Source organism: Saccharopolyspora kobensis (genome assembly GCF_900108315.1).
GTDB classification, from domain to species: domain Bacteria; phylum Actinomycetota; class Actinomycetes; order Mycobacteriales; family Pseudonocardiaceae; genus Saccharopolyspora; species Saccharopolyspora kobensis.
This window is the reverse complement of the sequence record NZ_FNVB01000008.1, coordinates 199,694-221,240: the sequence shown is the minus strand read 5'-3', so window position 1 is coordinate 221,240 and position 21,547 is coordinate 199,694. Positions and strand designations below refer to the sequence as shown.

General features: G+C 68.9%; 27 protein-coding genes. 9 read left to right on the top strand and 18 right to left on the bottom strand.

All coding sequences use genetic code 11. From position 1 onward, the window contains the following. Positions 1 to 10: 10 nt before the first annotated feature. On the bottom strand, positions 11 to 178 hold the full coding sequence (locus C4T78_RS36535) for a hypothetical protein (protein ID WP_177247644.1): 168 nt from the start codon (positions 176 to 178) through the stop codon (positions 11 to 13). 361 nt (positions 179 to 539) lie between these two features. Beyond that, a complete protein-coding gene (locus C4T78_RS26175) occupies positions 540 to 899 on the bottom strand; it encodes a hypothetical protein (RefSeq protein ID WP_093354585.1) in 360 nt (119 codons plus the stop codon). A gap of 141 nt (positions 900 to 1,040) precedes the next feature. On the opposite strand from C4T78_RS26175, the gene C4T78_RS26170 reads away from it, so the two are divergent. Both C4T78_RS26170 and C4T78_RS26165 read left to right on the top strand, forming a co-directional pair. Then, on the top strand, positions 1,041 to 1,904 hold the full coding sequence (locus C4T78_RS26170; protein WP_093354288.1) for a GntR family transcriptional regulator: 864 nt from the start codon (positions 1,041 to 1,043) through the stop codon (positions 1,902 to 1,904). Next, complete coding sequence (locus C4T78_RS26165; protein WP_093354285.1) at positions 1,901 to 2,797, top strand: glycosyltransferase; 897 nt, start codon at positions 1,901 to 1,903, stop codon at positions 2,795 to 2,797. Before C4T78_RS26170 ends, C4T78_RS26165 begins: the two co-directional genes overlap by 4 nt. Positions 2,798 to 2,867: 70 nt before the next feature. Here the strand turns inward: C4T78_RS26165 and C4T78_RS26160 are convergent, their stop codons facing one another. Continuing rightward, entirely contained in the window at positions 2,868 to 3,119 is a 252-nt protein-coding gene (locus C4T78_RS26160; protein WP_093354282.1) for a hypothetical protein, read from the bottom strand. A gap of 98 nt (positions 3,120 to 3,217) precedes the next feature. On the opposite strand from C4T78_RS26160, the gene C4T78_RS26155 reads away from it, so the two are divergent. From C4T78_RS26155 to C4T78_RS26145, 3 genes are all read left to right on the top strand, one after another. Further along, entirely contained in the window at positions 3,218 to 3,424 is a 207-nt protein-coding gene (locus tag C4T78_RS26155) for a MerR family DNA-binding transcriptional regulator (protein ID WP_177247643.1), read from the top strand. A gap of 1,833 nt (positions 3,425 to 5,257) precedes the next feature. Next, on the top strand, positions 5,258 to 6,661 hold the full coding sequence (locus C4T78_RS36530) for a hypothetical protein (protein ID WP_093354280.1): 1,404 nt from the start codon (positions 5,258 to 5,260) through the stop codon (positions 6,659 to 6,661). Between the two features lie 282 nt (positions 6,662 to 6,943). Continuing rightward, a complete protein-coding gene (locus C4T78_RS26145) occupies positions 6,944 to 7,354 on the top strand; it encodes a hypothetical protein (protein WP_093354277.1) in 411 nt (136 codons plus the stop codon). 17 nt (positions 7,355 to 7,371) lie between these two features. Here C4T78_RS26145 and C4T78_RS26140 read toward each other — a convergent pair whose 3' ends face one another. Then, positions 7,372 to 7,770 (bottom strand): DUF6578 domain-containing protein, encoded by a 399-nt coding sequence (locus tag C4T78_RS26140; RefSeq protein ID WP_093354275.1) that lies wholly within the window; start codon positions 7,768 to 7,770, stop codon positions 7,372 to 7,374. A 166-nt stretch (positions 7,771 to 7,936) separates the two neighbouring features. Then, positions 7,937 to 8,638 (bottom strand): SDR family oxidoreductase, encoded by a 702-nt coding sequence (locus C4T78_RS26135; protein ID WP_093354272.1) that lies wholly within the window; start codon positions 8,636 to 8,638, stop codon positions 7,937 to 7,939. Between the two features lie 56 nt (positions 8,639 to 8,694). On the opposite strand from C4T78_RS26135, the gene C4T78_RS26130 reads away from it, so the two are divergent. Beyond that, complete coding sequence (locus tag C4T78_RS26130; RefSeq protein WP_093354269.1) at positions 8,695 to 9,129, top strand: MerR family transcriptional regulator; 435 nt, start codon at positions 8,695 to 8,697, stop codon at positions 9,127 to 9,129. A gap of 28 nt (positions 9,130 to 9,157) precedes the next feature. Here the strand turns inward: C4T78_RS26130 and C4T78_RS26125 are convergent, their stop codons facing one another. The 4 genes from C4T78_RS26125 to folP all read right to left on the bottom strand — a co-directional run bounded on the left by C4T78_RS26125 (position 9,158) and on the right by folP (position 11,605). After that, on the bottom strand, positions 9,158 to 9,466 hold the full coding sequence (locus tag C4T78_RS26125) for a winged helix-turn-helix domain-containing protein (RefSeq protein WP_093354267.1): 309 nt from the start codon (positions 9,464 to 9,466) through the stop codon (positions 9,158 to 9,160). After that, a complete protein-coding gene (locus C4T78_RS26120) occupies positions 9,463 to 9,945 on the bottom strand; it encodes a hypothetical protein (RefSeq protein ID WP_235863623.1) in 483 nt (160 codons plus the stop codon). The genes C4T78_RS26125 and C4T78_RS26120 overlap by 4 nt, the downstream gene beginning before the upstream one ends. Before the next feature lie 104 nt (positions 9,946 to 10,049). Further along, positions 10,050 to 10,793 (bottom strand): pyrimidine reductase family protein, encoded by a 744-nt coding sequence (locus C4T78_RS26115; RefSeq protein WP_093354262.1) that lies wholly within the window; start codon positions 10,791 to 10,793, stop codon positions 10,050 to 10,052. Beyond that, positions 10,790 to 11,605: a dihydropteroate synthase gene (gene folP, locus C4T78_RS26110; RefSeq protein ID WP_093354583.1), complete on the bottom strand. Its 816-nt coding sequence runs from the start codon at positions 11,603 to 11,605 to the stop codon at positions 10,790 to 10,792. The genes C4T78_RS26115 and folP overlap by 4 nt, the downstream gene beginning before the upstream one ends. Positions 11,606 to 12,208: 603 nt before the next feature. Here folP and C4T78_RS26105 point away from each other — a divergent pair. After that, positions 12,209 to 12,562: a metalloregulator ArsR/SmtB family transcription factor gene (locus C4T78_RS26105; RefSeq protein WP_093354580.1), complete on the top strand. Its 354-nt coding sequence runs from the start codon at positions 12,209 to 12,211 to the stop codon at positions 12,560 to 12,562. Between the two features lie 46 nt (positions 12,563 to 12,608). Here the strand turns inward: C4T78_RS26105 and C4T78_RS26100 are convergent, their stop codons facing one another. The 7 genes from C4T78_RS26100 to C4T78_RS26075 form a co-directional block, all read right to left on the bottom strand. Next, positions 12,609 to 13,148, bottom strand: coding sequence for a hypothetical protein (locus tag C4T78_RS26100; RefSeq protein WP_143185895.1), 540 nt, complete (start codon positions 13,146 to 13,148; stop codon positions 12,609 to 12,611). 80 nt (positions 13,149 to 13,228) lie between these two features. Beyond that, a complete protein-coding gene (locus tag C4T78_RS26095; protein ID WP_093354257.1) occupies positions 13,229 to 14,335 on the bottom strand; it encodes a hypothetical protein in 1,107 nt (368 codons plus the stop codon). A 62-nt stretch (positions 14,336 to 14,397) separates the two neighbouring features. Next, positions 14,398 to 14,526 carry a hypothetical protein gene (locus C4T78_RS37135; protein ID WP_258958359.1) on the bottom strand — a complete coding sequence of 43 codons (129 nt, stop codon included), beginning with the start codon at positions 14,524 to 14,526 and terminating at the stop codon, positions 14,398 to 14,400. 62 nt (positions 14,527 to 14,588) lie between these two features. After that, positions 14,589 to 15,815 (bottom strand): hypothetical protein, encoded by a 1,227-nt coding sequence (locus C4T78_RS26090; protein ID WP_093354254.1) that lies wholly within the window; start codon positions 15,813 to 15,815, stop codon positions 14,589 to 14,591. A 121-nt stretch (positions 15,816 to 15,936) separates the two neighbouring features. Then, on the bottom strand, positions 15,937 to 16,218 hold the full coding sequence (gene catC, locus C4T78_RS26085; protein ID WP_093159657.1) for a muconolactone Delta-isomerase: 282 nt from the start codon (positions 16,216 to 16,218) through the stop codon (positions 15,937 to 15,939). Positions 16,219 to 16,220: 2 nt separating this feature from the next. Further along, positions 16,221 to 17,078, bottom strand: a complete 858-nt coding sequence (catA, locus tag C4T78_RS26080; RefSeq protein WP_093354251.1) for a catechol 1,2-dioxygenase — start codon at positions 17,076 to 17,078, stop codon at positions 16,221 to 16,223. Positions 17,079 to 17,095: 17 nt separating this feature from the next. Next, a complete protein-coding gene (locus C4T78_RS26075) occupies positions 17,096 to 18,196 on the bottom strand; it encodes a mandelate racemase/muconate lactonizing enzyme family protein (RefSeq protein ID WP_093354249.1) in 1,101 nt (366 codons plus the stop codon). A 577-nt stretch (positions 18,197 to 18,773) separates the two neighbouring features. On the opposite strand from C4T78_RS26075, the gene C4T78_RS26070 reads away from it, so the two are divergent. Together C4T78_RS26070 and C4T78_RS26065 are read left to right on the top strand one after the other, a co-directional pair. Further along, the gene (locus tag C4T78_RS26070; protein WP_093159665.1) at positions 18,774 to 19,331 is read left to right on the top strand and encodes a nuclear transport factor 2 family protein; all 558 of its coding nucleotides are present in this window, start codon (positions 18,774 to 18,776) and stop codon (positions 19,329 to 19,331) included. Positions 19,332 to 19,386: 55 nt separating this feature from the next. Continuing rightward, positions 19,387 to 20,010: a response regulator transcription factor gene (locus C4T78_RS26065; protein ID WP_093354246.1), complete on the top strand. Its 624-nt coding sequence runs from the start codon at positions 19,387 to 19,389 to the stop codon at positions 20,008 to 20,010. Between the two features lie 7 nt (positions 20,011 to 20,017). On the opposite strand, the gene C4T78_RS26060 is transcribed toward C4T78_RS26065, so the two are convergent. Then, positions 20,018 to 21,253, bottom strand: a complete 1,236-nt coding sequence (locus C4T78_RS26060) for an amidase (RefSeq protein ID WP_093354244.1) — start codon at positions 21,251 to 21,253, stop codon at positions 20,018 to 20,020. Further along, positions 21,250 to 21,531 carry a hypothetical protein gene (locus C4T78_RS26055; RefSeq protein WP_235863622.1) on the bottom strand — a complete coding sequence of 94 codons (282 nt, stop codon included), beginning with the start codon at positions 21,529 to 21,531 and terminating at the stop codon, positions 21,250 to 21,252. Before C4T78_RS26055 ends, C4T78_RS26060 begins: the two co-directional genes overlap by 4 nt. Positions 21,532 to 21,547 lie beyond the last annotated feature (16 nt).

Here is a 21,547-nt window from a genome sequence, read left to right as displayed (position 1 = left end):
TCTCCGGTTATCAGTTGAACGTCAGGTCGCCGATGAAGGTGTGCACGTCGATCCGGTTCTCCACCGGCCCAAGGTTGACGTTGACCGTCCCCGAGTCGCGCCGCCGGTTCTCCGTGGTCGCGGCGTTGCCCCGGGGCTTGTTGTTTGCCCGCTTGTTCGCCTGGTTGCCGTTGTTCACTTGCTCAGCCCTTCCGCCGAATCTCCGATGCATCCCGAACCGTGGAACCCGAGGCCGCCCATCACCAATCACCGTTCCTCTCGTCGCAGAACTGGTCCTGCGAGTGCCGGTACTGCCGCATTCCCTTGATGTGGCACGCCGGGCAGTACTGCAAACCCACAGACAACATCCGAAACCGTCCTTTCCCATTGGAGTCCATCAAGACCCCCGGAATACCCGCAAAATCCAGGCGGCCGGGGGTCAACAAGGCCTCCCCGACGCGTCGAATTCGCGCCGAAAAAGGCAAAGCTCGGCCCACTATGTAATTCTCAAACAACACGACCAGAGTGGTCAGAAAAGAGAATTCAGAGAAAGAATCGGGTCAGCCCGCGAGCTTGACGCCGGTGGCCTTCCAGGCCAGACCCGACATCGCGCGGCCGTTCAGTTCGTTCTCCCAGTGCGACACACGCGGGTTGATCAGCTCCACGATCGAGCCGTCCAGGATCTCCTCGTTCGGCACGGTCTCCAGCGTCACCTTGATCTCCGCACCCTTGCCTGCCGGGCTGCCGTCCGCCTTCTTGCGGGGCTTGGCGTGCACCGACACCACGTACTGCTCCGCGCCCTCGAAGTCGGTCACCGGCTCGAACTCGCCGGTCTTCTCGTTCTTCCGCATCTTGAGCTCCGGCTCCTCCAGGACCATCAGTCGGTAGCCCTCCAGCAGCACCGGGATGTTCCGCAGCATCTTCGCCTCCACAAGTTGGTTCACTTGGCTAGTTCGTCAGTTCGCTATCGAACTTGCGATGACGTCAGATTACACACACCGCCAGGGGGTGCGCAAGAGGGTTTGCTAGCTAACTGCCGAACTTTCTGCCATACTGGCCATATGCAGGAAGAACGCACCGTGGGGACCGTCCCGGTTCACCACCAAATCGCGGACGAGCTCCGCAGTCGGATCGCCTCCGGGCAGCTCCAACCAGGGGACAAGCTGCCGACCATCGCCGAACTGACGAAGGCGTGGGACTGCGCGCCTCTCACTGCGAGGAAGGCTATCGAGGTCCTGCGCGAGGAGGGGCGAATCACCGGCGGCCGCGGGAAGGCGCCTACGGTGCGTGGTGCGACGGCTCGTACCCCGATCAGGCTTGCCGACGGATGGACGCAGAAACAGAAGGACCTGGTGCTGCGTCCCGCTGAGGAACGCAAGGTCATGGGGGCTATCGAGCTCACGGCAGGTGTTCCGATCGCGGAGTGCGAATCGACGGCGAAGTATCGCGAGACCGAAGCGAACGCCGAGCAGGCCGAGATCTTCGGGCTTCCGGAGGGAACGAAGCTCATCGAGCGCGTCTACGAGATGGTCCACAAGACGACCGGCGTCCGGATGACGTGGAGCGTCTCCTACATCCCGTTGCAGTACATCGAGTCCAACCCCGAGCTCCTCGACGACAGCAACGAGCCCTGGCCGGGTGGACATCAGCACCAGCTCTACACGGTCGGCATCGAGCTCATCGAGTTCTCCCGCTCGGTGATCGCGGTGCAGCCGACCCCGGGTGAGCGTCAGAAGTGGGCCATGGAAGTCGGAACGCCGATGCTCCACACCCTCAGCAAGTCAATCGACGTCGAAGGCCGGGTTGTCGAGTACTCCGAAGCCCGGTACCCCGCCGACCGCACGGAGATCAGGATGACCGAGCACCTGAAGCGGTGGACGCCGGAGCAGCTCGCGGAAGCGGCAGATGCGGCTGGTGACGCATGAGCCGCCCTGAGATCGACCCGGCCCTTGGGCTTGACCTTGTCGAAGAACGCACGCTGAGCAAGAAGGATCTGAGCGTCAGCGTGGTGATCCCGGCCCACAACGAAGAGGCGACCATCGCGCAGGTTGTCGCCGACGCGTACGTCGGACTCGACGTGCTCGGGGTGTCCGGCGACGTCGCTGTCAGCGCAAGCGGGTGCACCGATCGAACCGCGGAACTCGCGGCCGAAGCTGGCGCGAAGGTCGTGGAAGCGCCGGCCGGGAAGGGCGCGGCGATCAGCGCGGGCCTTGCCGCGACATCGGGCGATGTGGTCTGCCTGATCGATGGCGACCTCCAGTACTTCGGGCAGCCGCCGCTGAGTGCACTGCTCGTCCGGCCGATCCTCGATGGCATCGCGGACGCGGTGGTGTCCGATCTCTACTGGCGTCCCCTGTACCCGCAGCTGTGGCTTCACGGATTCTTCGCGCCGGTCGCCGGAGCTCTGTTTCCCGAGCTGATCGCGAAAGTCGGTTCCACGCCCTGGTCTGGCCAGCGAGCCGCCCTCCGGCACCTGTGGCCGACCGAACTCCCCACGGACTTCATGGTCGACCTTCAGCTACTCCTGCACTGGAATCGCCACGCGATGCGGCTCCGCCCGGTCCTGGCCGACGACTGGACCAACCCGCAACGACCGAAGCCGGAGCTGATGGCGATGGAGCTCGAAGTTCTCCTACGGCATGCCGTCGCTGATGGTCGCCTGACCGAGTCGAAGGTGCCCGCGGTTCGCGAGTGGTACGAGATCGCGCACCGAGCGATGGCCGAGTACCGCCCGGACGTCGACGACCCGCAGGAATTCGAACGGACGTTGCTAAAGAGGTCCCTCGATGAGCTTCGCCGCTGTATGGCCGCTTCGTAGCCGCTATCCGGCCAACAAGAACCGGCGCTGTTTGGGGTCACCCGAACAGCGCCGGTTCTTGTTGGTGCTCTCAGTCTGCGGCGTCGACGATGAACGGTTCGCCGGAGTCAGCGCGAAGGGCGGACGCTAGTTTGTCCAGTTGCTCCGCCAGCTGGTTTCGCTGCTCCACGGAGTACCGCCCGCCGCCCAGTTCGAACGCAGCATCATCGAGTGCCCATTGAGCCGCGCGCGCCTGTGTGGCGAGCTCAGATGCCGTGCCGACCCCGCCGAGTGTGCGCAGGGCATCAACCGCCTGGGCTGCAAGCCGTGCATCGGATGCCATCTCCACCTCCAACAAGGCAATCGAGGCAATCAGGGTATTCCCTGCCCATCGAGGCTAGCAAGGCAGCGCCAGCCGTTCGGGGCACTGACGATGAGCGGATGACCGACCGGGAGTCGCCGCTGATCTCAAGCACCGAGCTCGCTGCAAAGCTGGGTTTGGCGCGGCGGACCATCTCGCACTACGCGAAGCAGGGGCTGATCACGCCCGCGCTGATTACTCCCGGCGGTCAGTACCGATGGCGCTACGAAGACGTCGTCGCTGAGATGCGCGCACTCGCGGAGAAGCGCCGCCAGGAGCAGGAGTAGCAACCAGCGGGCATCCGAGCTCGGACGTGCCTGCGGTGTGCGTGTCTAAACTTTCTCTACTTCATCAAGGGCGGCCCCTTCGGGGCCGCCTGCCTGCTGTATGCGAGCCCAACCACGGCCGCCGCCCCCTGTATGCGAGCCCGGCCCGGCCGGCCCGGACCGCGGGGCCCGGCCTGGCGGCCACCCACGGCCGGACCGGCGGGCCGGGCGCGAGCGGTGGGCAGCGGCCGCGGTTGGGCGCGAGCGGAAGGCAGGCGGCCCCGCAGGAGCCGCAGAGGTGGAGCCTTGAGCCCTGGACGTCCCGGTCGTACGTGGTCGCCTGGGCGAGCCGTGGAAAGCGGTGCTGGGCACGTTGAGGCCCGTACCCGGCTTGCCACTTCCTACGGCATATTGAGGTTCCAGAAGCGTAATGGGGCACCGGCTGTTGTTCCGTGCTGAATTGTGTCTGAGATCACGTTCATGTTTAGTGTTGTTGAATGATCGCGAAGCGGTGTCCGAATCGCTTTCAGAACTATTCCGCGTGCGGGCGTGCGCGCGTACGGGTGCGCGTGTGCACACGCGCGCACGCCCGTACGCGCGCGCGAGGCTGCATTGACGACGTAGGCGTGTGGTTCCGGCTACGATCACGGGCGTGCTGCGAAGCGAGGCGTCCTCCTCCTGATCGCTGCCGCATACGGCGGTAGTGCCCTGCCTCTCGGGTCGAGAGGTCGGCATCACCTGGAGGACGCGGTGCTTCGAGGCCGCTACAAGAGAAAACGCCCCTATCCGTCGGAAGTCTGGCTGACGGCGATCGGGGCGCTTTCGTCGCTGTTGCAACTAGGGGCGGCGATCACGAAACTGCTGGCAGGCTAACCCCGTGATCGCGCCCTAACAGCTGGTCGGGCCGGGTCCGCGAGGGCTCGGCCCGATTTCATACCCTGCTCTTTAGCACCTAGGTGTCAAAGAGCAACCACGCACACCATACACAGCCGGTGGGCCGGGCGCGAGCGCGATTGGCTCTTTATCCGTGTCCTGACCTGCGCAATCGTCTCTCGATGGTGGTCGCGGGATCAGGAGGTTTGAGGGTTCGAACGGTCCAGCGTCCCTGGGGTTCGGACGGTCGAGTACCTGCCTACGATGCCCCACCTTATCCCCACAAAACCACGTCGAACGACCGCAAACGACGCAGCTCATCGAACGTTTGCAATCGGGACTTGTGCAGGTGGTGGTAGGTGCTGGGCTATGATCGCAAACGACCGCAGATGTGGCCTCAGAATCCGCGGGTTCAGGGTTCGATCCCCTGGCGACCCACCAAAACCCCAGGTCACAGACCTGGGGTTTCGCGTTGGTGGGGCCGGTTGCCAAAAATTGCCCACCTCCTTCAGCAGCCCTCGACGTCCACGAACGCCAGCCCTCAGCGCTCGCGCGGGACTGCTGGCCCCTACCGAAGCGGACGTCCTGCGTCATCGACAAACGAGAGCCCCAGCGGGTCGGCTGCCTGCCGGGCGGTCGGTCCGGCATCGGCGAGCAGCGTGGCGATCGTCTTCCGCAGCGTGTGGAAGGCGCTGGGCTTGTCGCCGAGCTGGTCACCTTGCCACTCCAGCAGGATGCCGAGGCGCCGCCCGCTGAACGGGGTTGCCTGCTTGTGGTCCCGACCGAAGATCTGTCAGGCGAACAGCGTGCTCGGTCGCTCCGGGACTTCCTGCTCTGTTGGTCCACGAGTCGATGTGGTGGATGGGAAGTGGAGATTCCCGGCATGTCAGGGGCTGCTGCACCACATGATGGTGTCCGCTTTGATCGCGTCGCCTGGCGCAGCCTTCGGACGAGCACGTGGAGGATCCGGAGGTGAGAGGGATGGTCGTCACCAAGCAGCAGGTCGTCCAGAAGGCGCTGGACAACTACATCGAAGCGCAGGAGAGGGGCTTGGAGGTCGCTCAGAAGGCGCTGGCGATGCACCAGAGAATGCGTCGGGCGGAGGTGCAGGAGGGCGGACCCCCTTGGATCGATGAGGAGGAACGCACAGTCAGCGACGAAGTCCAGGACGGTCAGCGGGAGGTCGAGGCGATCAGGCAACGCCTCGAGGAGGCGCGGGACGCTCGCCTCAACGGGCCCCGCGCGAGCGAGGACTTCCTGAACGAATGGAAGGGCGACACCTGGGCGGACCAAACCGCTTTAGATGATTTCGGTGTAAGGCCCCCTGAAGATTCCGGACTGGGACCGATCGAGGATTACGAGCCGGGGCGGCCGACCGGTGATGACGTTTCGGAGCTGCCGGTCACTGAGCCTGCGGAGCCGTTGCCGATGCCGAGTGCGAGCGCGGGTACGCCTGGGACGTTGCGCACGGGTAAGAAGGAACCGGGCCCGGACGCGGGGTCGGGGACCCTCAAGGGGCGGCCGAGCCCCGCGCCACCTTCCGAGCCGTCGACGGTGGGGCCGAGTCCTGGGCCGGCGGGTGGGGCGGAGCCTGCCGAGGGCCCGGGCCTGCTGAGCAGATTCGGCGGGTGGCTGGCCGACACCGCGTTCGGCAAGGTGGTGCGGGCGGGATGGGAGTGGGTCGAGGACAAGGTGTCGAGCGTGATCGGCGTGGCCCTCGGCGCGGCTCTCGTGATCGGTTGCGGCGTGCTTCTATGGACCTTCTGGCCGACCGGTGGTTCCGAACCCACACCTCCGAACCCTCCGGTCGTGCAAGCGCCCGCACCGGCACCGCCGGAACCTGCGCCGCCGAACCCGTTCGAACCAGTTCCGCAAGATGTGCCCCCGAACCCGTTCGGCGGCCCGGAGCCGGTCCCGCCGAACCCGTTCGAACCCCAAGCCCCGCCGCCGAACCCGTTCGAACCCCCACACGCTCCGCAAGGCGTGCCCCCGAACCCGTTCGAGCCTGACGGGAGTGAGGGGCCAGCGGTGCCCCCGGCAGAACCCGCACCCGCGAATCCGTTCGAGCCTGGGCAGCACGGCAGTAACCCCGGCGGCGATACCGGCAGCAGCGACACTGGCGGCGGCAGCAGCGGTACCGACACCGGCGGCACCGGCGGCAGCGACACCGGCGGTCACAGTGGCAGTACCGACAGCGGTGGCACCGGCGACACCGGCGACACCGGCGACAGCAGCGGTACCGGCAGCAGCGACAGCGGCGGCACCGGCGGCACCGGCGGCGGCAGCGACACTGGCGGCGGCAACACCGGCGGTCACAGTGGCGGTACCGGCACCGACGACACCGGCAGTACCGGCAGCAGCGACAGCGGCAACACGGGCGGCTGAGCACACCGTGCTCTCGAGGAGCCGAGCAGGAGAGGTTGCCAACCAGTTGCCAAGAAGTCCTCCGCAAACGACAGCGACCGATGGCGTGTGCGGCGTGGACGGTAGATCGACTTCGCGCAGGTAATCGAAGGTGCTGGCAAACGGAAGAGGATGTCGATCAGGGAGACTAGATCCGCGGGTTCAGGGTTCGATCCCCTGGCGACCCACCAAAACCCCAGGTCACAGACCTGGGGTTCGTGTTGGGAGCCTCGGGGTCGTCGGGTGTGCGCCGGGAGGGCTGAGATGCCGGTGATCGTGTGGTGGCGCAAGCCGCCCAGTGCCAAGGGCCGGCCCGATGGTCGGGCTCTGGTCGCGGCGCGCGTGTGCGTCGTCGCGCCGTGGGTGTACCTCGCGGTCTTCCTGCCGGTGGCCGTGCTGGCGCCGGTCACGGCCTGGGTGGGGCTGTGGGGGCTGCGGGTGCTGGTGGTCCTGGCCGTCGCCGGGCTGATCGCCGTGTTCGTCCGGCATCCCCACGACGATCAGGACGGCGACCTCACCTTCACCATGGGTTTCGGATCGGTCCTGATGGCGCTGCCTGCCCTGATGGGCCTGTTCTGGCCGCTGGCCCTGCTCCCGCAGATCGTCCCGCTCCTCATGATCGCCGCAGCCATCCGCAGGCGCCTGCGCCGCGGAAGCGCGGATTCCGGGCCGTAGCGCCGGACGGTGGTTCTTCAGCGGTGCACGTCGAGGTCGACGATGTAGCCGCGGAAGTGCTCCGCGCCGACAGCGGATTCGTCTTCCCACCCGTCCGCCTCGTGGATCCACAGCAGGCGGCCGGAGCCGGGGACCGGATAGCGCACGTTCTTCTCACCGCCAGGGCGAGGTTCGGATCGGCCGAAGACGGCGTGGATCGCGGTCACGACGCCGCGAGTCGTCGGCGCACCCTCGGGAAGACGCCCGTGGTGCTCCTCGACGTGCGTGACCGGCGCACCGATGTCCAGCCCGACCAGCTCGGTCAGCTTGTCCGTGCGCTTCTCGGTAACCAGCGTCCACGTCACCTCGTCCCCGATGCGGAAAGCGGCCCCGCAGCACTGCATCTGCCAGTCGTCCACCCACACGCGGATCGCCATGCCGAATAGCATGGCAGAGACCGAATCCTCCCGAAGCCACAACAGCCATGTCGATCCTGTTCCCCGACGACCGTCCAGGTCTGCGCAGCAATCCGCAAATGCCGGTAGCCCCGGGCGGCCCGAAAGCGCGCCCACCGAGCCGGTTTCGGTCCAGGCCCGCGTCGGATTAGACGGGTTGGCCGATTGGGCGGACGACCACTGTGTTGACGTCGACCCCGGGTGGCTGGCAGATCGCCCACACGATGGATTCGGCGACCTGTTCGGGGGTCAGCAGGAGGCCTTCGGGTCGGCCTCCCAGGGTTTCCCAGAAGTCGGTGTCCGCACGTCCGGGTGCGATCAGCGTTACTCCCACGCCGTGTTCGGTCACCGCGCGGCGGGTGTTCTCGGCAAGGCCGGTCATCGCCCACTTCGTCGCGCCGTAGAGGTTGCCGGGGGTGTGGATGAAGCCCGCGACGCTGCCCACCAGGACGATCCGGCCGCGGGTCGCTCGTAGCGCCTCCATCGAGTGGCGGATGAGCAGCGCGGGTCCCAGGACGTTGGTCAGCACCATCTCATGCCACCTGGTGGGGTCGCCGTCGATGACGCTGTCCGGGGTGGCGGATCCCGCGTTGGCCACGACCGCGTCCAGCCGTCCGAACCGCTTCAAGGCGGTCTCCACCACCGAGTGCATCGCATCGTGATCGGCTGCGTCCGCGGTCAGGCCCAGCACCGCTTCCGGCCGTTCGCAACTTCCGGTGAACCTGTCCAGGCGGTCGCGGTTCCGCCCGGTGACGGCGACCCGGTGGCCGCGGTCCAGCAGCAGTCGGGCCGCCGCCGCTCCGATGCCGCTGGAACCACCGGTGATCAATGTGACAGGAGAATCAGTCATGGGCGCAGACGCTAGAACCTGGAGTCGACTCCAGGGCAAGTCCATAGACTCGGAACATGTCGCGCACCCCTGCCCTCCTCAGCATCGGACAGGCCGCCGAGCGCACCGGTCTCAGCGTCCACACCTTGCGCTTCTACGAGAAGGAAGGGCTGCTCATCAATCCGGTGCGCCGCGTCGGCGGCCAGCGGGTCTACAGCGAGAGCGATCTGAGCTGGCTCTACCTGTGCACCAGGCTTCGGGCCTCGGGAATGCCCCTCCCTGCGATCCGCGAGTACGTGGCGCTGGTCCAGGAGGGGGAGTCGACCATGCAGGGACGGCTCGCCCTGCTGCAGAGCCACCGGGAGCGGGTGTCGGCGCAGATCGAGGAACTGCAGGGCTGCTTGGCGCTGGTCTCCCGCAAGGTGGCGCTCTACGAAGCGCAGCTCGCCGACGACGGCAGTGATCCACTGTGGACAGGTTCGTGCGTGGTCGGACTTGAAGGGCAGGACTAGGTCGCAGGAAGCTTCGCGTTGGCGGGGCTCAGGTGTCGAGGGTTTCGCGTAGCCGGGTGAGCCAGTCGAGGTGGGACCGGATCGCCGTTTGGCCGGTTTTCGTGAGGCGGAACCAGGTTCGGGGGCGGCGGCCCACTGAGCCCTTGCGGACCTCCAGGTAGCCGGCGTCCTCCAGCGCGCGGCTGTGCCGGGAGATCGCGGAATCGGTCGCTCCCAGCATGTCCCGGGCCGTCGCGAAGTCGACCCACTCCGCGCCCTGCAGCAGTGCGCACAGCGCCAGCCTCGGGCCGGTTTCGAAGATCGGGTCCCGGCCGGGCTTCTCCTCCTGCTCGGTCACGACCTGACCCGGCCTTCTTCGATGTCCCGGCGCATCGCCGAGCGGGTCTTGAACTGGATGAGGAACACGGCCAGCGCCACGACCGGGAGCGCCAGGAGCGCGATCTCGCGCTGGCCGCTGCTGACCAGCGCCTGGAGGCCGAAGAGGCCGATCAGCGCGATCGCGATGCCGACTAGCCAGATCGGCCAGGCGCTGGGGTAGGCGGTGATCCGCTTCCGGAGGTGAACGCCGGTCCGGCGGCGCCGGACCGATGCGTAGATCGCCGAGCCCATGGCCAGCACCGTGAGCGCCGACGAGATGTAGGGGCCGCTGCCCGGCCTCAACCAGGTGTTCCATATCGGGAGACCGGCCAGGAGTACCAGGACGACTCCGTAGGCCGCCCAGTAGGCGGCCGGGTACTGGGCGTGGGTCGCGAGCTGGCGCCGTGCCGCGGCGACCTGGTCGAGCTCGGGCGTGCCGTTCATCAGGGGTTCTCCCATCTGCATCTACTTGCAATATTGAAAGCGTACGCAGATGTGGAAGTAGATGCAAAAAGTTCGGCCCGGCGTTCGCGCGGAACGCCGGGCCGAACTGGTCAGGAGGTCTACGGGCGGTTGCGCACCAGGTAGCGCACCAGCATGGCGCCGTCCTCGGTGAGCACCGAGGCGAGCTCCATCTCGACCGGGTCGAGCGACGGACCCGTGGCGATCCGCTCGTGCGTGCCGCTGACCAGCAGCGGGGCGACCGTCAGCCGGAGCTCGTCGACCACACCGGCGGCGAGCAGCCCGCCGAAGAGGTGCGGGCCGCCTTCGCAGTCGATCCGGTTCAGGCCCCGCTCGACCAGCGCTTCCACCGCCGCGGCGAGGTCGACCTCGTCCTGCCCGGCGATCAGCACCTCGGCGCCGGCCGCCTCCCACGCCTTCTGCTTCGACTCGGGAGCGGAAGCGCAGGTGATCACCAGGGTCGGCGTGGCCGCCTCGGTGATCACCGGTGCGTCGGCGGGCAGCGACCGGCCGGTCGTGACCACCGCGGTCGGCGGCACATCGCGCAGCCCGTGCCTGCGGCGGCGTTCGAGCGTGGCCTCGTCCGGGTGCACGCCGCGGAACTCCTCGACCATCGCCGTGGTCGCACCGACGATGAGCACGTCGGCGAGGTCGCTGCCGAGCTTGAGCACCTTCTGGTCGGCCGGGCTCGACAGCTGGCGCGCGCGGCCGCCGACCTCGACGGCTCCGTCCGCGCTGGAGACGTAGTTGACCGCGAGCCAGCGCCGCGCTTCCGGGTAGGTGTAGAGCTGCTCCAGCCGCTCGTCGTCGATGTCGGCGGGCTCCGGCCAGATCTGCTTGATCACGAAATCCACTCCTGCGCCCGTGCGGGCGTCCGGGTGCCGTTGATGCAGGCCACCATCTCCAGCGTGCGCCGGGTCTGCAAGGTCTGGTGCACGCGGAACATCGCCGCACCGGCGCGGGCCGCGAGCGCGGTGGCCGCCAGCGTGCCGGTGAGCAGCTCGTCGCGATCGGCCACGTCCAAGTCCAGGCTCTCCCGGACGAAGGTCTTGTTGGACAGCGCCATCAGGACGGGCCAGCCCGCGGCGACGATCTCCTCGGTGCGGGCGACGAGGGTGAGGTGATCGGTGGTGTTCTTGCCGTACCCGGTGCCGTCGATCAGGATGCCCGCCCGCGGAACGCCCCGGGACTCGGCGAGCTCGGCCAGCCGGACGGTCGACGTCACCACGTCCCGCACGACGTCCTCGTAGTCCGAGCGGACGGGCACGGAGCGGGGCGTGCGCGGGGAGTGGGTGCAGATGTAGCCGGCGGAGTAGGTCGCCGCGACGTCGAGGATCTCGGGATCGGCGGCGCCCCACGCGTCGTTGATGATGTCCGCGCCTGCCCGGCAGACCGCGTCGGCGACCTCGTGCCGCCAGGTGTCGACGCTGATCAGCACGTCCGGGTAGGTGGCCTTGACCCACTCGACGGTGGGCAGCACCCGGCGGATCTCCTCGTCGGTGTCCACCTCGGCGCCCGGGCTCGCGGTCACCCCGCCGATGTCGATCACGTCGGCGCCCTCGGCGACGGCCCGCTCGACGGCGGTCTTGGCGGCGTCCTCCTCGAAGGTGGCGCCGCGGTCGTAGAAGGAGTCCGGTGTGCGGTTGACGATGGCCATCACCAGCGCGCGGTCGCGAACGACCCTCCGGCCGCGGAACGCCAGGTCGAACGCACTGGCACCGAGATCCTGCACAGGCCCGATCCTTCCTGCGGTAGCTGCCCGGGCGTCTCGTCAGACGCCGGTACGGATCAGTCTGCCAGAGCAGACCCCATCCGTGACCAGGGCGATCCGGGTGAGAATGCGGTTCCCGCCGCCGCACCTCGGCGTCGTCGGAGTTCAGGTCGGTGCAGGTCGGTTCGATGCGCCCGATTCCTCGCAGAGCGGGCATTTCGGGTGTCGTGCGGACCGGCTGGATCGCACCGGTGGTTCGGTCCTAAGTGGATGTGCTCACTTCTTGAAGGCGTGAACGAGCCATGCTCCGATGCCGATGATGACGGCGAGCACCGCGATGATCACGATGACTTCCGAGATTCCAGGAACGCTGATCATCCATCCACCTTCTCAGATGGCACCGACAGCGGTGGCATTCGGGAGATGCTCACCGCCGTCCCCGATGAAGGGGTGGCAGTGCCTACCGGAGTCCACTGTGGAATCCGAAGCTTGGGTCGGCCCGGCGTGCGACACCTTGGCATCGGGTAACCAGTTGGTTACGCTCAGGTGGTGGACGAGGTGGCGAAGGCGATCGCGGACCCGGTGCGGCGCCAGATCCTGGAGATGCTGCGGAGCGCCCGGTTGTCCGCGGGGGAGATCGCGGAGCGGTTCGAGATCAGCCGCCCGGCGGTCAGCCGTCACCTGCGGGTTCTGCGGGAGAGCGGGCTGGTGCGCGATCAGCTCGTCGGCAGGCGGCGGCTCTACGTGCTCGACGTCGCCCGGTTCACCGAACTGCTCGAATGGCTCGCTCCGTTCGTTCCGCCCGCCGGCTGGGCGCGCCGCCTCGACGCGCTGGAAACCGAGGTCTACCGGACCCGTCGCGATCGTCGGGCGGCGGGCAGCGGAGAAGAACGATCGGCTTGAGCCTCGTGGAGCAGCACTTCACCGAGCCTGCCGACTGATCGCCGGTTCAACCCGGTGATGGGGTTCGGCGGCTCAGGACTATCTCGACGACGTTGTAGATCGCGATGCCGACCAGGAGCGCCAGGGACGTCCAGTAGCCGTACCGGTAGGTGAACATGCTCTCGGGCAGGTTGATCGGGAAGTCGTTCGCCTCCCGCATATCGGCGATGAGGCTGGGGCGCACCTGCCCCTGGCCGGCGATCAGCAGCAGGGCGGCGGCGACGCCGACCGGAATCCCGATCCACCGGCTCATCCAGGACAGCGCAACGCCCGCGACGACGACCGCGAACGCGATCAGCACCAGCGGTTGCACCGGGATCGGTTCCTCGGGGGCGTCGGGCGACCGCATCGCCTCCGGATCCAGGACGCCGGTGGCGGTCATGGTCGGCTCACCGCCGAACGCCATGTCCCAGCCGGTCATGTCGGCGCTGATCGTCCCGGTCGGCCCCTCGCAGGAGAAGGTGAGGAAAGGCAGCCCGAAGCACAGCAGCACCAGCAGGAACCCGGCGGGACTGATCGCTTTCCACCTGGTGGATCGTCTGATCACCGCGCCAGGCTAGGCGGCCGAGGGCCCGGGCGGGGCCGGTTCGGGAATTCACCCCGCACCGCGCCCCGACCGGGGCGGGTTCAGCGGGGGGCGGGGAGGTCGAGCTGCTTCCACAGCTCCGCCAAGCCTTGCGTCTTCTTCTCGTCGCGCGAGTCCTCGACGTACTGGTGGAGCACGAAGATCAGCCTGCGGGCGCGTTCGTGCCGCTCGTCGCTCCAGGTCTTCAGCCGCTCCAGAGTCGCGTGCACCGGTTCGAAGTCCGGAGAAGCGGGGAACAGGTGCAAGCCGATTTCGGCCAGTGCGGGTCGGCTCAGCGCCTCGAAGTGGCAGGCGGTTTCGAACGGGCCGCGGACCACGGTGCCTTCGGTCACGCCCGGGTTGTCCTCGACCTGGTCGGCGACGATGTCCATCCACGGGTTGCCCGCCAGGTGCTCGCCGTACCGGATGCCGACCCACCGGGTCAGTCCGTCGGCACGGCTGTTCGCCGGGAGCGACTCGCCGAACGCGTAGCTGAGCACCTCGCTCGCGGGCTCGTTCTTCCCCTGCTCGATGAGCACGTGCGCTTCCAGGTGTCCCGCGTAGGCGGCGAGCAGGCCGTCGCAATGCGACCGGGCGCTGCTCAGCGGTTCGAGGGCGGCAGCCGAGTCGCCGGCCTGGATCAGGAGGTTGCCCAGGAGGAGCTTGGTGATGTCTCGCTGCCTCAAGATGGTGCTGATGGCGTCGTCGTCGTACTCGGCCTCGTTCGCCCACGCCTCTTCGAGGTGGGCGAGGGATCGTTCGAATCCCTCCCGAGCGGCCGCCAGGTCTCCGGTGAGCTGGCTGGCGAGGTGGTCGAGCACGGGCTCGGGGCCCGCGACACCGTCATCGAAATCCGCGGAGAGCATCACCACGGCCAGGGGGCCGAGCCAGGGATCTTCGCCCGCGGCGACCTGCTCCAGCCACTTCTCGCATTCCTCGCCGAGCCCGTTCTCGGTGAGTTCGACGCCCGCCAGCGCCATGGCGGCGTGCCCGGCCACGGCGGTGCGGCCCGATTCGGCGATCGTGCTCAGCGCGGCCTTCGCCTTCCCGGTATCGCCCACCCGGTAGGCCGCCAGTTCGCGTTCGACCGCGTCCGGAATCGGGCTCAGCGGGTCGGGCGGGAGCGGTCGCGGCATCCCGCAGCTGCCCAGCAGAGATTGGTCCGTCATGTCGCTGCTTCCTGTAATCGGATCATCGCGGCGCAGCATGGCAGAACCGGCCGACATCTTGATCAACGGTCGCCGGGGCTCTCGCCGTTGTACTGGTCCTCCAGCGCGGCGCGGATCTCAGCGGCGTAGCCCACGTCGAAGGCGTTCGGTGCTTCCTCGTGGAGGAATTCGAGCTGGTAGTGGCTGCGCACTTCCGATTGTTGACCAGGCTCCGTGCTTTCCACGTGGGCTCAGTTCGGACTGCTCGCGCCGGTCAGGCAGTGCGGTGGCGGGCTGCTGCGCGGATGGCGAGGAGGAGCGGGAGGGAACCGACGTCGCGGATCATCGGTGGGAGGCCCGGGGCGTCGAGGACGGCCGTTCCCGTTCCGAGTTCGGCTCCCAGCGCGTCGAGGTCGATCTCCAGCACTGTGACGTCGGAGCTGTACAGGCGTTCCGCTCCTCTCGGTCCCGTGCCTCGGATTTCTTCGCTCGACACCGACAGTTCGGTCACGCCGAAGAACTCCGGTTTCGCGCCGCGCTCCATCCAGCGCGCGAAGCCCGTCAGCTCCGTGCTCGCGATGGTGTCCGGGTGCAGGCCCGTCTCCTCGCAGAGCTCGCGTTCCATGCCGGTTCGCACGACGTCGGTCAGGGTGCGGCGTGCCTTGCCGTCGGAGTCGACGAGGTCGCGGGGTTCCAGGGAGCCGCTGCCGGACGGGGCCAGCAGCAGCGGGCTGGCCGTGTTGCGGTCGGACTGGCTCACCAGCAGCAGCCGGCCGTCGGTGGTGATCGCCAGCGTGGAGATCCCCACGACGTCGGACAGGACGCTGGCCGCCAGGGTGCGGGCACGACCGGAAGCGTCGGTGAGCAGGCGGCGGCGCGGGTCGAAGTCCTCGCCCGTCTCGCGGTTGGTGATGCGCATCGCGCACAGCTCGTTGGAGCACTGGAAGTCGAAGAAGCGGGCCTTGTGCAGCTGGAGCTCGGTCTCGCCGTCGCCCGGCAGCGGATCGGTTCGCAGGCCCACGACCGGCCCGTTGAACAGCAGGCGTCCGCGGGCCCGGATGGGCAGCACGTGCGGGGCGGTGGCGCGCAGGACCGGTGGGAGCCGGTATGGCTCGTCGGCCACCCGCACGGCGAAGGTGCGCTCCCGCAAGGCGCGGTCGATCTCGTCGCTGAGCAGCGCGGTCCCGCGGTTGGGCAGGTAGCTGTAACCGGCTTCCGGGTACGCCGCCGGCGGCGGGATCTGCTCGTGCGGGAACGGCGCGGCGATCAGCGAGAACTCGTGGGAGGACCAGCGCTTGCGCAGGTTGCGCAGGTCGCGGACGAAGGTGGCGGTGCCCAGGAGCAGGGCGATCACCGAGATCACCACGCCCACCGCGCTGGGCAGGATGGTGATCGCGCCGAGCAGCACGCCGAGGGCCGACACCAGCACCGGCCACTCGCGGACCGCCAGGAACCACGTGTGGTCGGCCTTGGAACGCGCCCGACGCAGCAGCTTGCGCAACCGATGCCCCCGAAGATCGAATTCCCGGAACTCGATCACAGTAGGCCAGCGACGCATGCCGCGGGTAGGGTTTCACGGGAGCGGACGGGGCACGAGCACCCCGTCCGTCCTCAGTGGAGCGTCAGGCGTTGATGTCCGACGGGTGGGTGGCCAGCGGCGTCACGTGGATGCTCATGTGCGGGAACAGCGGCAGGCCCGACAGGAGGGTGTGCAGCTCGTCGTTGGAGTCCACGTCGAAGATCGAGATGTTCGCGTACTCGCCCGCGATGCGCCAGATGTGCGGCCACTTGCCCGCGCGCTGGAGGTCCTGCGAGTAGGCCTTCTCCCTGGCCAGCAGCTCGGTGCGGGCCTCGGGGTCGAGGTCGTGCGGCAGGTGGACGTCCATTCGGACCTGGAACAGCACGGTCAGTCCTCCTGCCGGTCGAGCGCGAATCCGTAGTCGATCCTAGCGCTGCCGTCGTCCTGGCCGACCGGCGCGAGGATCAGCTCCGGCTTCACCGCGTTGGCGATGTCGTCGTCGTTGTGCGGGTCGCCGGGGAAGTACAGCTGCGCGATGAGCTCCTGGTGGCCCGGCGCGGAGACCTTCACGTGCAGGTGCGCGGGGCGCCACGCGTGCCAGCCCGCCGCGGCGATCAGCTTGCCGCAGGCCCCGTCGGTGGGGATCTGGTAGGGCGCGGGCTGGATCGTGCGGATCCGGAACTTGCCGTCCGGGCCGGTGGTGAAGCTGCCGCGCAGGTTCCACTCCGGGATGCCCGGGGCGAACTGGCTGTAGTAGCCGTCGGCGTCGGCGTGCCACAGCTCGACGGTGCCCGCCAGCGGCGTGCCGTCGACCGAGGTGATCGAGCCCTCCCACAGCAGCGGGGTGCCCGCCTCGCCGTCGCGCATCGGCAGATCGGCGTCCGCGCCGCGCTCGGGGGCGTTCGGGACGTAGTACGGGCCCTCGATCGAGCCCTTGCTGCCCTGGCGGTCGGCCGTGGCCACGTCCTCGACCACGTGCTCCACCCACACGTCCAGGAACAGCGGCCACTCGCCGTCCTCGCCGACCTGGATCAGCCACGCCTTCAGCGCGTTGTACTCGTCGTAGGTGACCTGGTGCCTGCGGATCGTGTCGTGGATCGCGCTGAGGACCTCGCGGGCCAGCAGGTCGACGCGCTCCTTCGGGGTGTCGCGGACCGCGTCGTAGGGCGACTTGTCGTGGTGGAAGCGCTCGGTCGCGGCGGCTCCGGAAGCGGCTGCGGTGGCGGTCTCGTCGGTGGTGCTCATCTGGGTTCCTCCGGTTCTCACGAGGTGCGGTAGCGGGCGAGCTTGTCCGGATCGATCTCGACCCCGATCCCGGCACCGGGCCGGACCCGCAGCTCGCCGTCGGTGATCAGCAGCGGTTCGGTGAGCAGGTCGTCGGTCATGTCCAGGAAGTTGGAGAGCTCCGCCGCGCGGTGCGAGGTCCGCTGGTGGGCCGCGCCGAAGGCGATCGTGCAGGCGGTGCCCAGCTGGCCGTCGATCTGGTTGCCCATGACGACCTCGACGCCGAGCCCTTCGGCGAGGTGGTGCGCGCGCTGGGAACCGGTGAAACCGGTGCGGGCGGTCTTGATGCTGATCGCGGTCGCCGAGCCGCCGAGCACCTCGCGGGTGATGTCGGCCGGGGTCACCGCGGATTCGTCGGCGATGAACGGCACGTCCAGGTGGCCGACCAGCCAGCGCCTGCCGAGCACCTCGTCGGCCGCGCAGAGCTCCTCGGCGAAGAGCAGGTCGAGGTCGGCGAGCCCGCGCATCGCCCGCATCGACTCCGCCGGGGTCCACCCGCGGTTGCCGTCGACGTAGAGCTCCACGCCGTCGCCGAACGCCTCGCGCAGGGCGCGCACCACGGCGATGTCCAGGTCGACCGGGCGGCGGCCGACCTTCACCTTGAAGGTGCGGATGCCGTGGGTGGCGATCATCCGCTCCGCCTCGGCCACCATCGCGGCGGGCTCGTCGAAGCCGAGCATGTGGCTGACCCGGAGCCGGTCGGTGTAGCCGCCGAGCAGCTCGCTGACGCCGAGCCCGACGGTCTTGCCGAAGGCGTCCCACATCGCCATGTCGATGGCGGCCTTGGCGGTCGGGTTGCCGATGGTGCGGCCGAGCCGGGCGCGGGCGACCTCGCGTTCGGTGACGCGGAGCCCGGTGACCTGCGGCGCGAAGAGCGATTCGACGACGGCGACGATCCCGGCCTGGGTCTCGCCGTAGGTGAACGGGCGGGGCGGTGCCTCGGCCACGCCGACGATGCCGTCCTCGGTGTGCACGCGGATCAGCACGTGCTCGGCGGTGGCCACCTCGCCGGAGGCGAACTTCAGCGGTTTGGCGTACGGGATGGCGAACGGGATCGCCTCCACAGCGGTGATCTTCACGCGAATCCTCCCGCACGGTCATCGGCCGCACACGTGTTCGCCCGGTCGCGCAGCGTGGAAGGTTTGTCCACTGTAGAGAGAAGTGGGGTGCGCGGCTGCGGCGCTCCGTCCTGGCGGCTGCTCCGGATCGGGATCACATCGGCCTCCTCGTCGCGCCGCTGCCCGGGTGGTTGCCGAGAGTAGGTGCCGGTCTGCGGGCCGGGAATTGGTAGAGCCCCTGCGGGCGTAGGGGATTCCTTCAGGCGGGCCGCCGATGTGAACCGATTCCGAATTCGCTGACCTGCGGTGATGATGTGGAGTGCGGTGGTGGAGCGGCCGTTGGGCGCGGATCGGCGCCGCTCGGGGGTTTTCGCGGTGCGGGGGTTCCGCTGCGGCCGTCGGTTGGTGCAGGATGCATCTCGCGGGCCGTTTCGGCCCGATCGCCGAAGTCCGCGCGGAGAACCGGAATTCCGTCGCGCCCAGGACTCCTGGCCGTCCACTGTGCACTCCGCTGGGCGGAACGCCGAGAGCGCTGTGCCGAACCGCGCGCCGGGGACGCTCCTGCCGGACCCAACGCCCTGTGAGGTGAACACCGCCGATGTCGCTGGAGAAGACCGTCGCCGAGCTGGCCCGCCGGGTCGAGGTGCTGGAGGCCGAGGCCGAGATCCGCCGGATCCAGGCCCGCTACATGTTCCTGTGCGACACGCCGTGCCCGGAGTACGGCGTCCGCGACGACGCGCACCGCATCGACCTGATCATGGAGCTCTACACCGACGACGCCGTGTGGGAGGGCGTCGGCGAGTACTACGACGGCCAGTTCGGCCGCGCGGAGGGCGCCGCCGCGATCCGCGCGCACTTCGAGGCCTTCTGGGGCCAGAAGCAGGACCCGGCGCTGCTGCTCAACGCCCACTACCTCACCTCGGAGCAGATCCACGTCGACGGCGACGAGGCGACCGGCCAGTGGATCCACGTGCAGCCCTGGCTGTTCTCCGACGGCAAGGCGCTGCTGCGCTCCAGCCGGCTCAACAACGCCTTCCGAAAAACCGGCGATACCTGGAGGATCACACGCACGCGCACGGAGAACGTGTTCATCGCCCCGCTCGCCGCGGACTGGGTCAGCGATCACCCGTCGGCATCGGTGCTGATGAAGCCGTAGGCGGGCGGGTGGTGGCGACGCGGAGGAGGCAGAAGACGCGGAGGAGGCAGAACCGGTGACCTTCGAGGATTCGGAACCCGTGGTGCACATCGTCGACGACGACGCGGCGCTGCGGCAGTCGCTGGTGTTCCTGCTGGAGAGCATCGGCGTGCAGGCGCTGACCTACCCGGACGCCACCACCTTCCTGGCGGAGTTCGACCCCGCCGAGATCGCCGTGGTCATCGTCGACGTGCGGATGCCGGGCATCAGCGGCTTCCAGCTGCAGGAGCGGCTGCTGGAGATGGACTACCCGGCGCCGCTGGTGTTCTGCTCCGCCCACGGCGACATCCCGATGTCGGTCCGCGCGGTCACCCGCGGCGCGGTGGACTTCCTGGAGAAGCCCTACCAGCCGCAGCGCATGGTCGAGCTGGTGCAGGCCCAGCTCGACGTTGCGCGGGGGCGGTTCGCCGAGCACGCCGAGCGCCGCGCCGTCGCGGACCGGCTGGAGGCGTTGACACCGCGCGAGCGGGAGGTGTTGCGCCTGGTCATCGAGGGCCTGCCGAGCCAGGTGATCGCGGGCAAGCTGGGCACCAGCGTCAAGACCGTGGACGTCCACCGGGCCCGCATCAAGGCGAAGGCGGCGGCGGAGAGCCTCGCGGCCCTGGTCCGGGACATCCTCCTGCACCGGGTGGAGGTCTGACCGGGGATCAGGCCCGCAGGGCTGCTTCGGTCCAGCAGGCCGTCGCCAGCAGCTCCGTTTCGGAGCGCGCGGCGCCCACGAGCTGGAGGCCGAGGGGCAGGCCTGCTTCGCTCCGCATGCCCGGGACGCAGAGCGCGGGGAGCCCGAGCGCCTGCCAGGGACGGCTCAGGACCGGGTCTCCGGTGGCCGTGATTCCGGCGGGTGCCGGGCCGAGGGCCGCCGGACCCAGCACGGCGTCGTAGTCCGCCAGCAGCTCCGACAGCCGCTCGCCCGCCTCGGTCGTGGCGCGGCGGGCGGTTCCGTAGTCGTGCTCCGAGGTGGTGGCTCCGGTTCTCAGCAGGGTCGCCAGCTGCTCGCTCAACCGGGACGCCGCCGCCAGCTCCACCGCTCGTTCGCGTGCGGCTTCGTAGGCCATGATCACCGGGTGCGCGGCGGTGAGCTGCGCGATCAACTGGTCGTCCGGGAACTCGTCGATCACCGCACCGGCCGCGCGCAGCTCGGCGCAGGCGCTGGTCAGCGCGGTCGCCATCGGCGCTTCGAGGGCCTGCGGGATCCAGAGCAGCAGGCGTGGCGGTCGACCGGTGGCGAGACCGGAATCGGGTTCGCCGGTCAGCGCTGACCAGGCCAGGGCCAGGTCGGAGGCGCCGGCGGCGAAGAAGCCGTGGCTGTCCAGGCTCGGGCTCAAGCCGGTGACGCCTTCGACGGAGAACCGGCCGCGGGTGAGCACCAGCGACGCGACACCGCAGAACGCGGCCGGGCGGGTGACCGATCCGGCGGTCTGCGAACCCAGCGCCAGCGGCACCTGACCGGCGGCGACCGCCGCGGCCGAACCGCTGGAAGAGCCGCCCGGCGTGTGCTCCGGTGCGGCCGGATTGCGGGTCGGGCCCGGAGCGAAGTAGGCGAATTCGGTGGTGACCGACTTGCCGACCGGGATCGCGCCGGCCTTCCGCCACGCGGTCACGATCGCCGCGTCGGCCGCCGCGGGCGGCGCGTCCGCGCGCAGCTGCGAGCCGCACCTGGTGGGCAGCCCGGCGACGTCGACGATGTCCTTGACCGCGAGCGGAACCCCGCCGAGCGGGCCGGTGGCCGTCGCCGGGGTGCCGATCTCCACCCAGGCCCGCAGCTCGGGATCGGTCTCGTCGATCCGGGCGCGGGAGCGCTGGAGCGCTTCGGCGGGCGTGGTCGCGCCGGTGGTCAGGTCGCCGACGAGTTCGCGCAGCGACCAGGGCTGCCAGTGGTTCACGGCTGCTCCCACGCTGCGTCGGCGACCCAGTAGTCCATGCCGCTGGCGCTCACCGAGTGCCGCCACTCCGAGGTCCGCCGCAGCAGCGGCTCCACCTCCGCGGTGACCGCGTCGGCCGCGTCCGGCCCGTCCTCCGCGACCGCCCAGTGGACCCAGTTCAGCTCCTGGCCGTTGGCGTCGTGCACGAACAGGTCGACATGTCGCCAACCGTAGCCGTGGGTGTCGTTGTAGCAGGTCAACGTCATCCGCGTGGGTTCGGCGTCCGATGGGGTGGGCATCCGGCGAGCTCCTTTC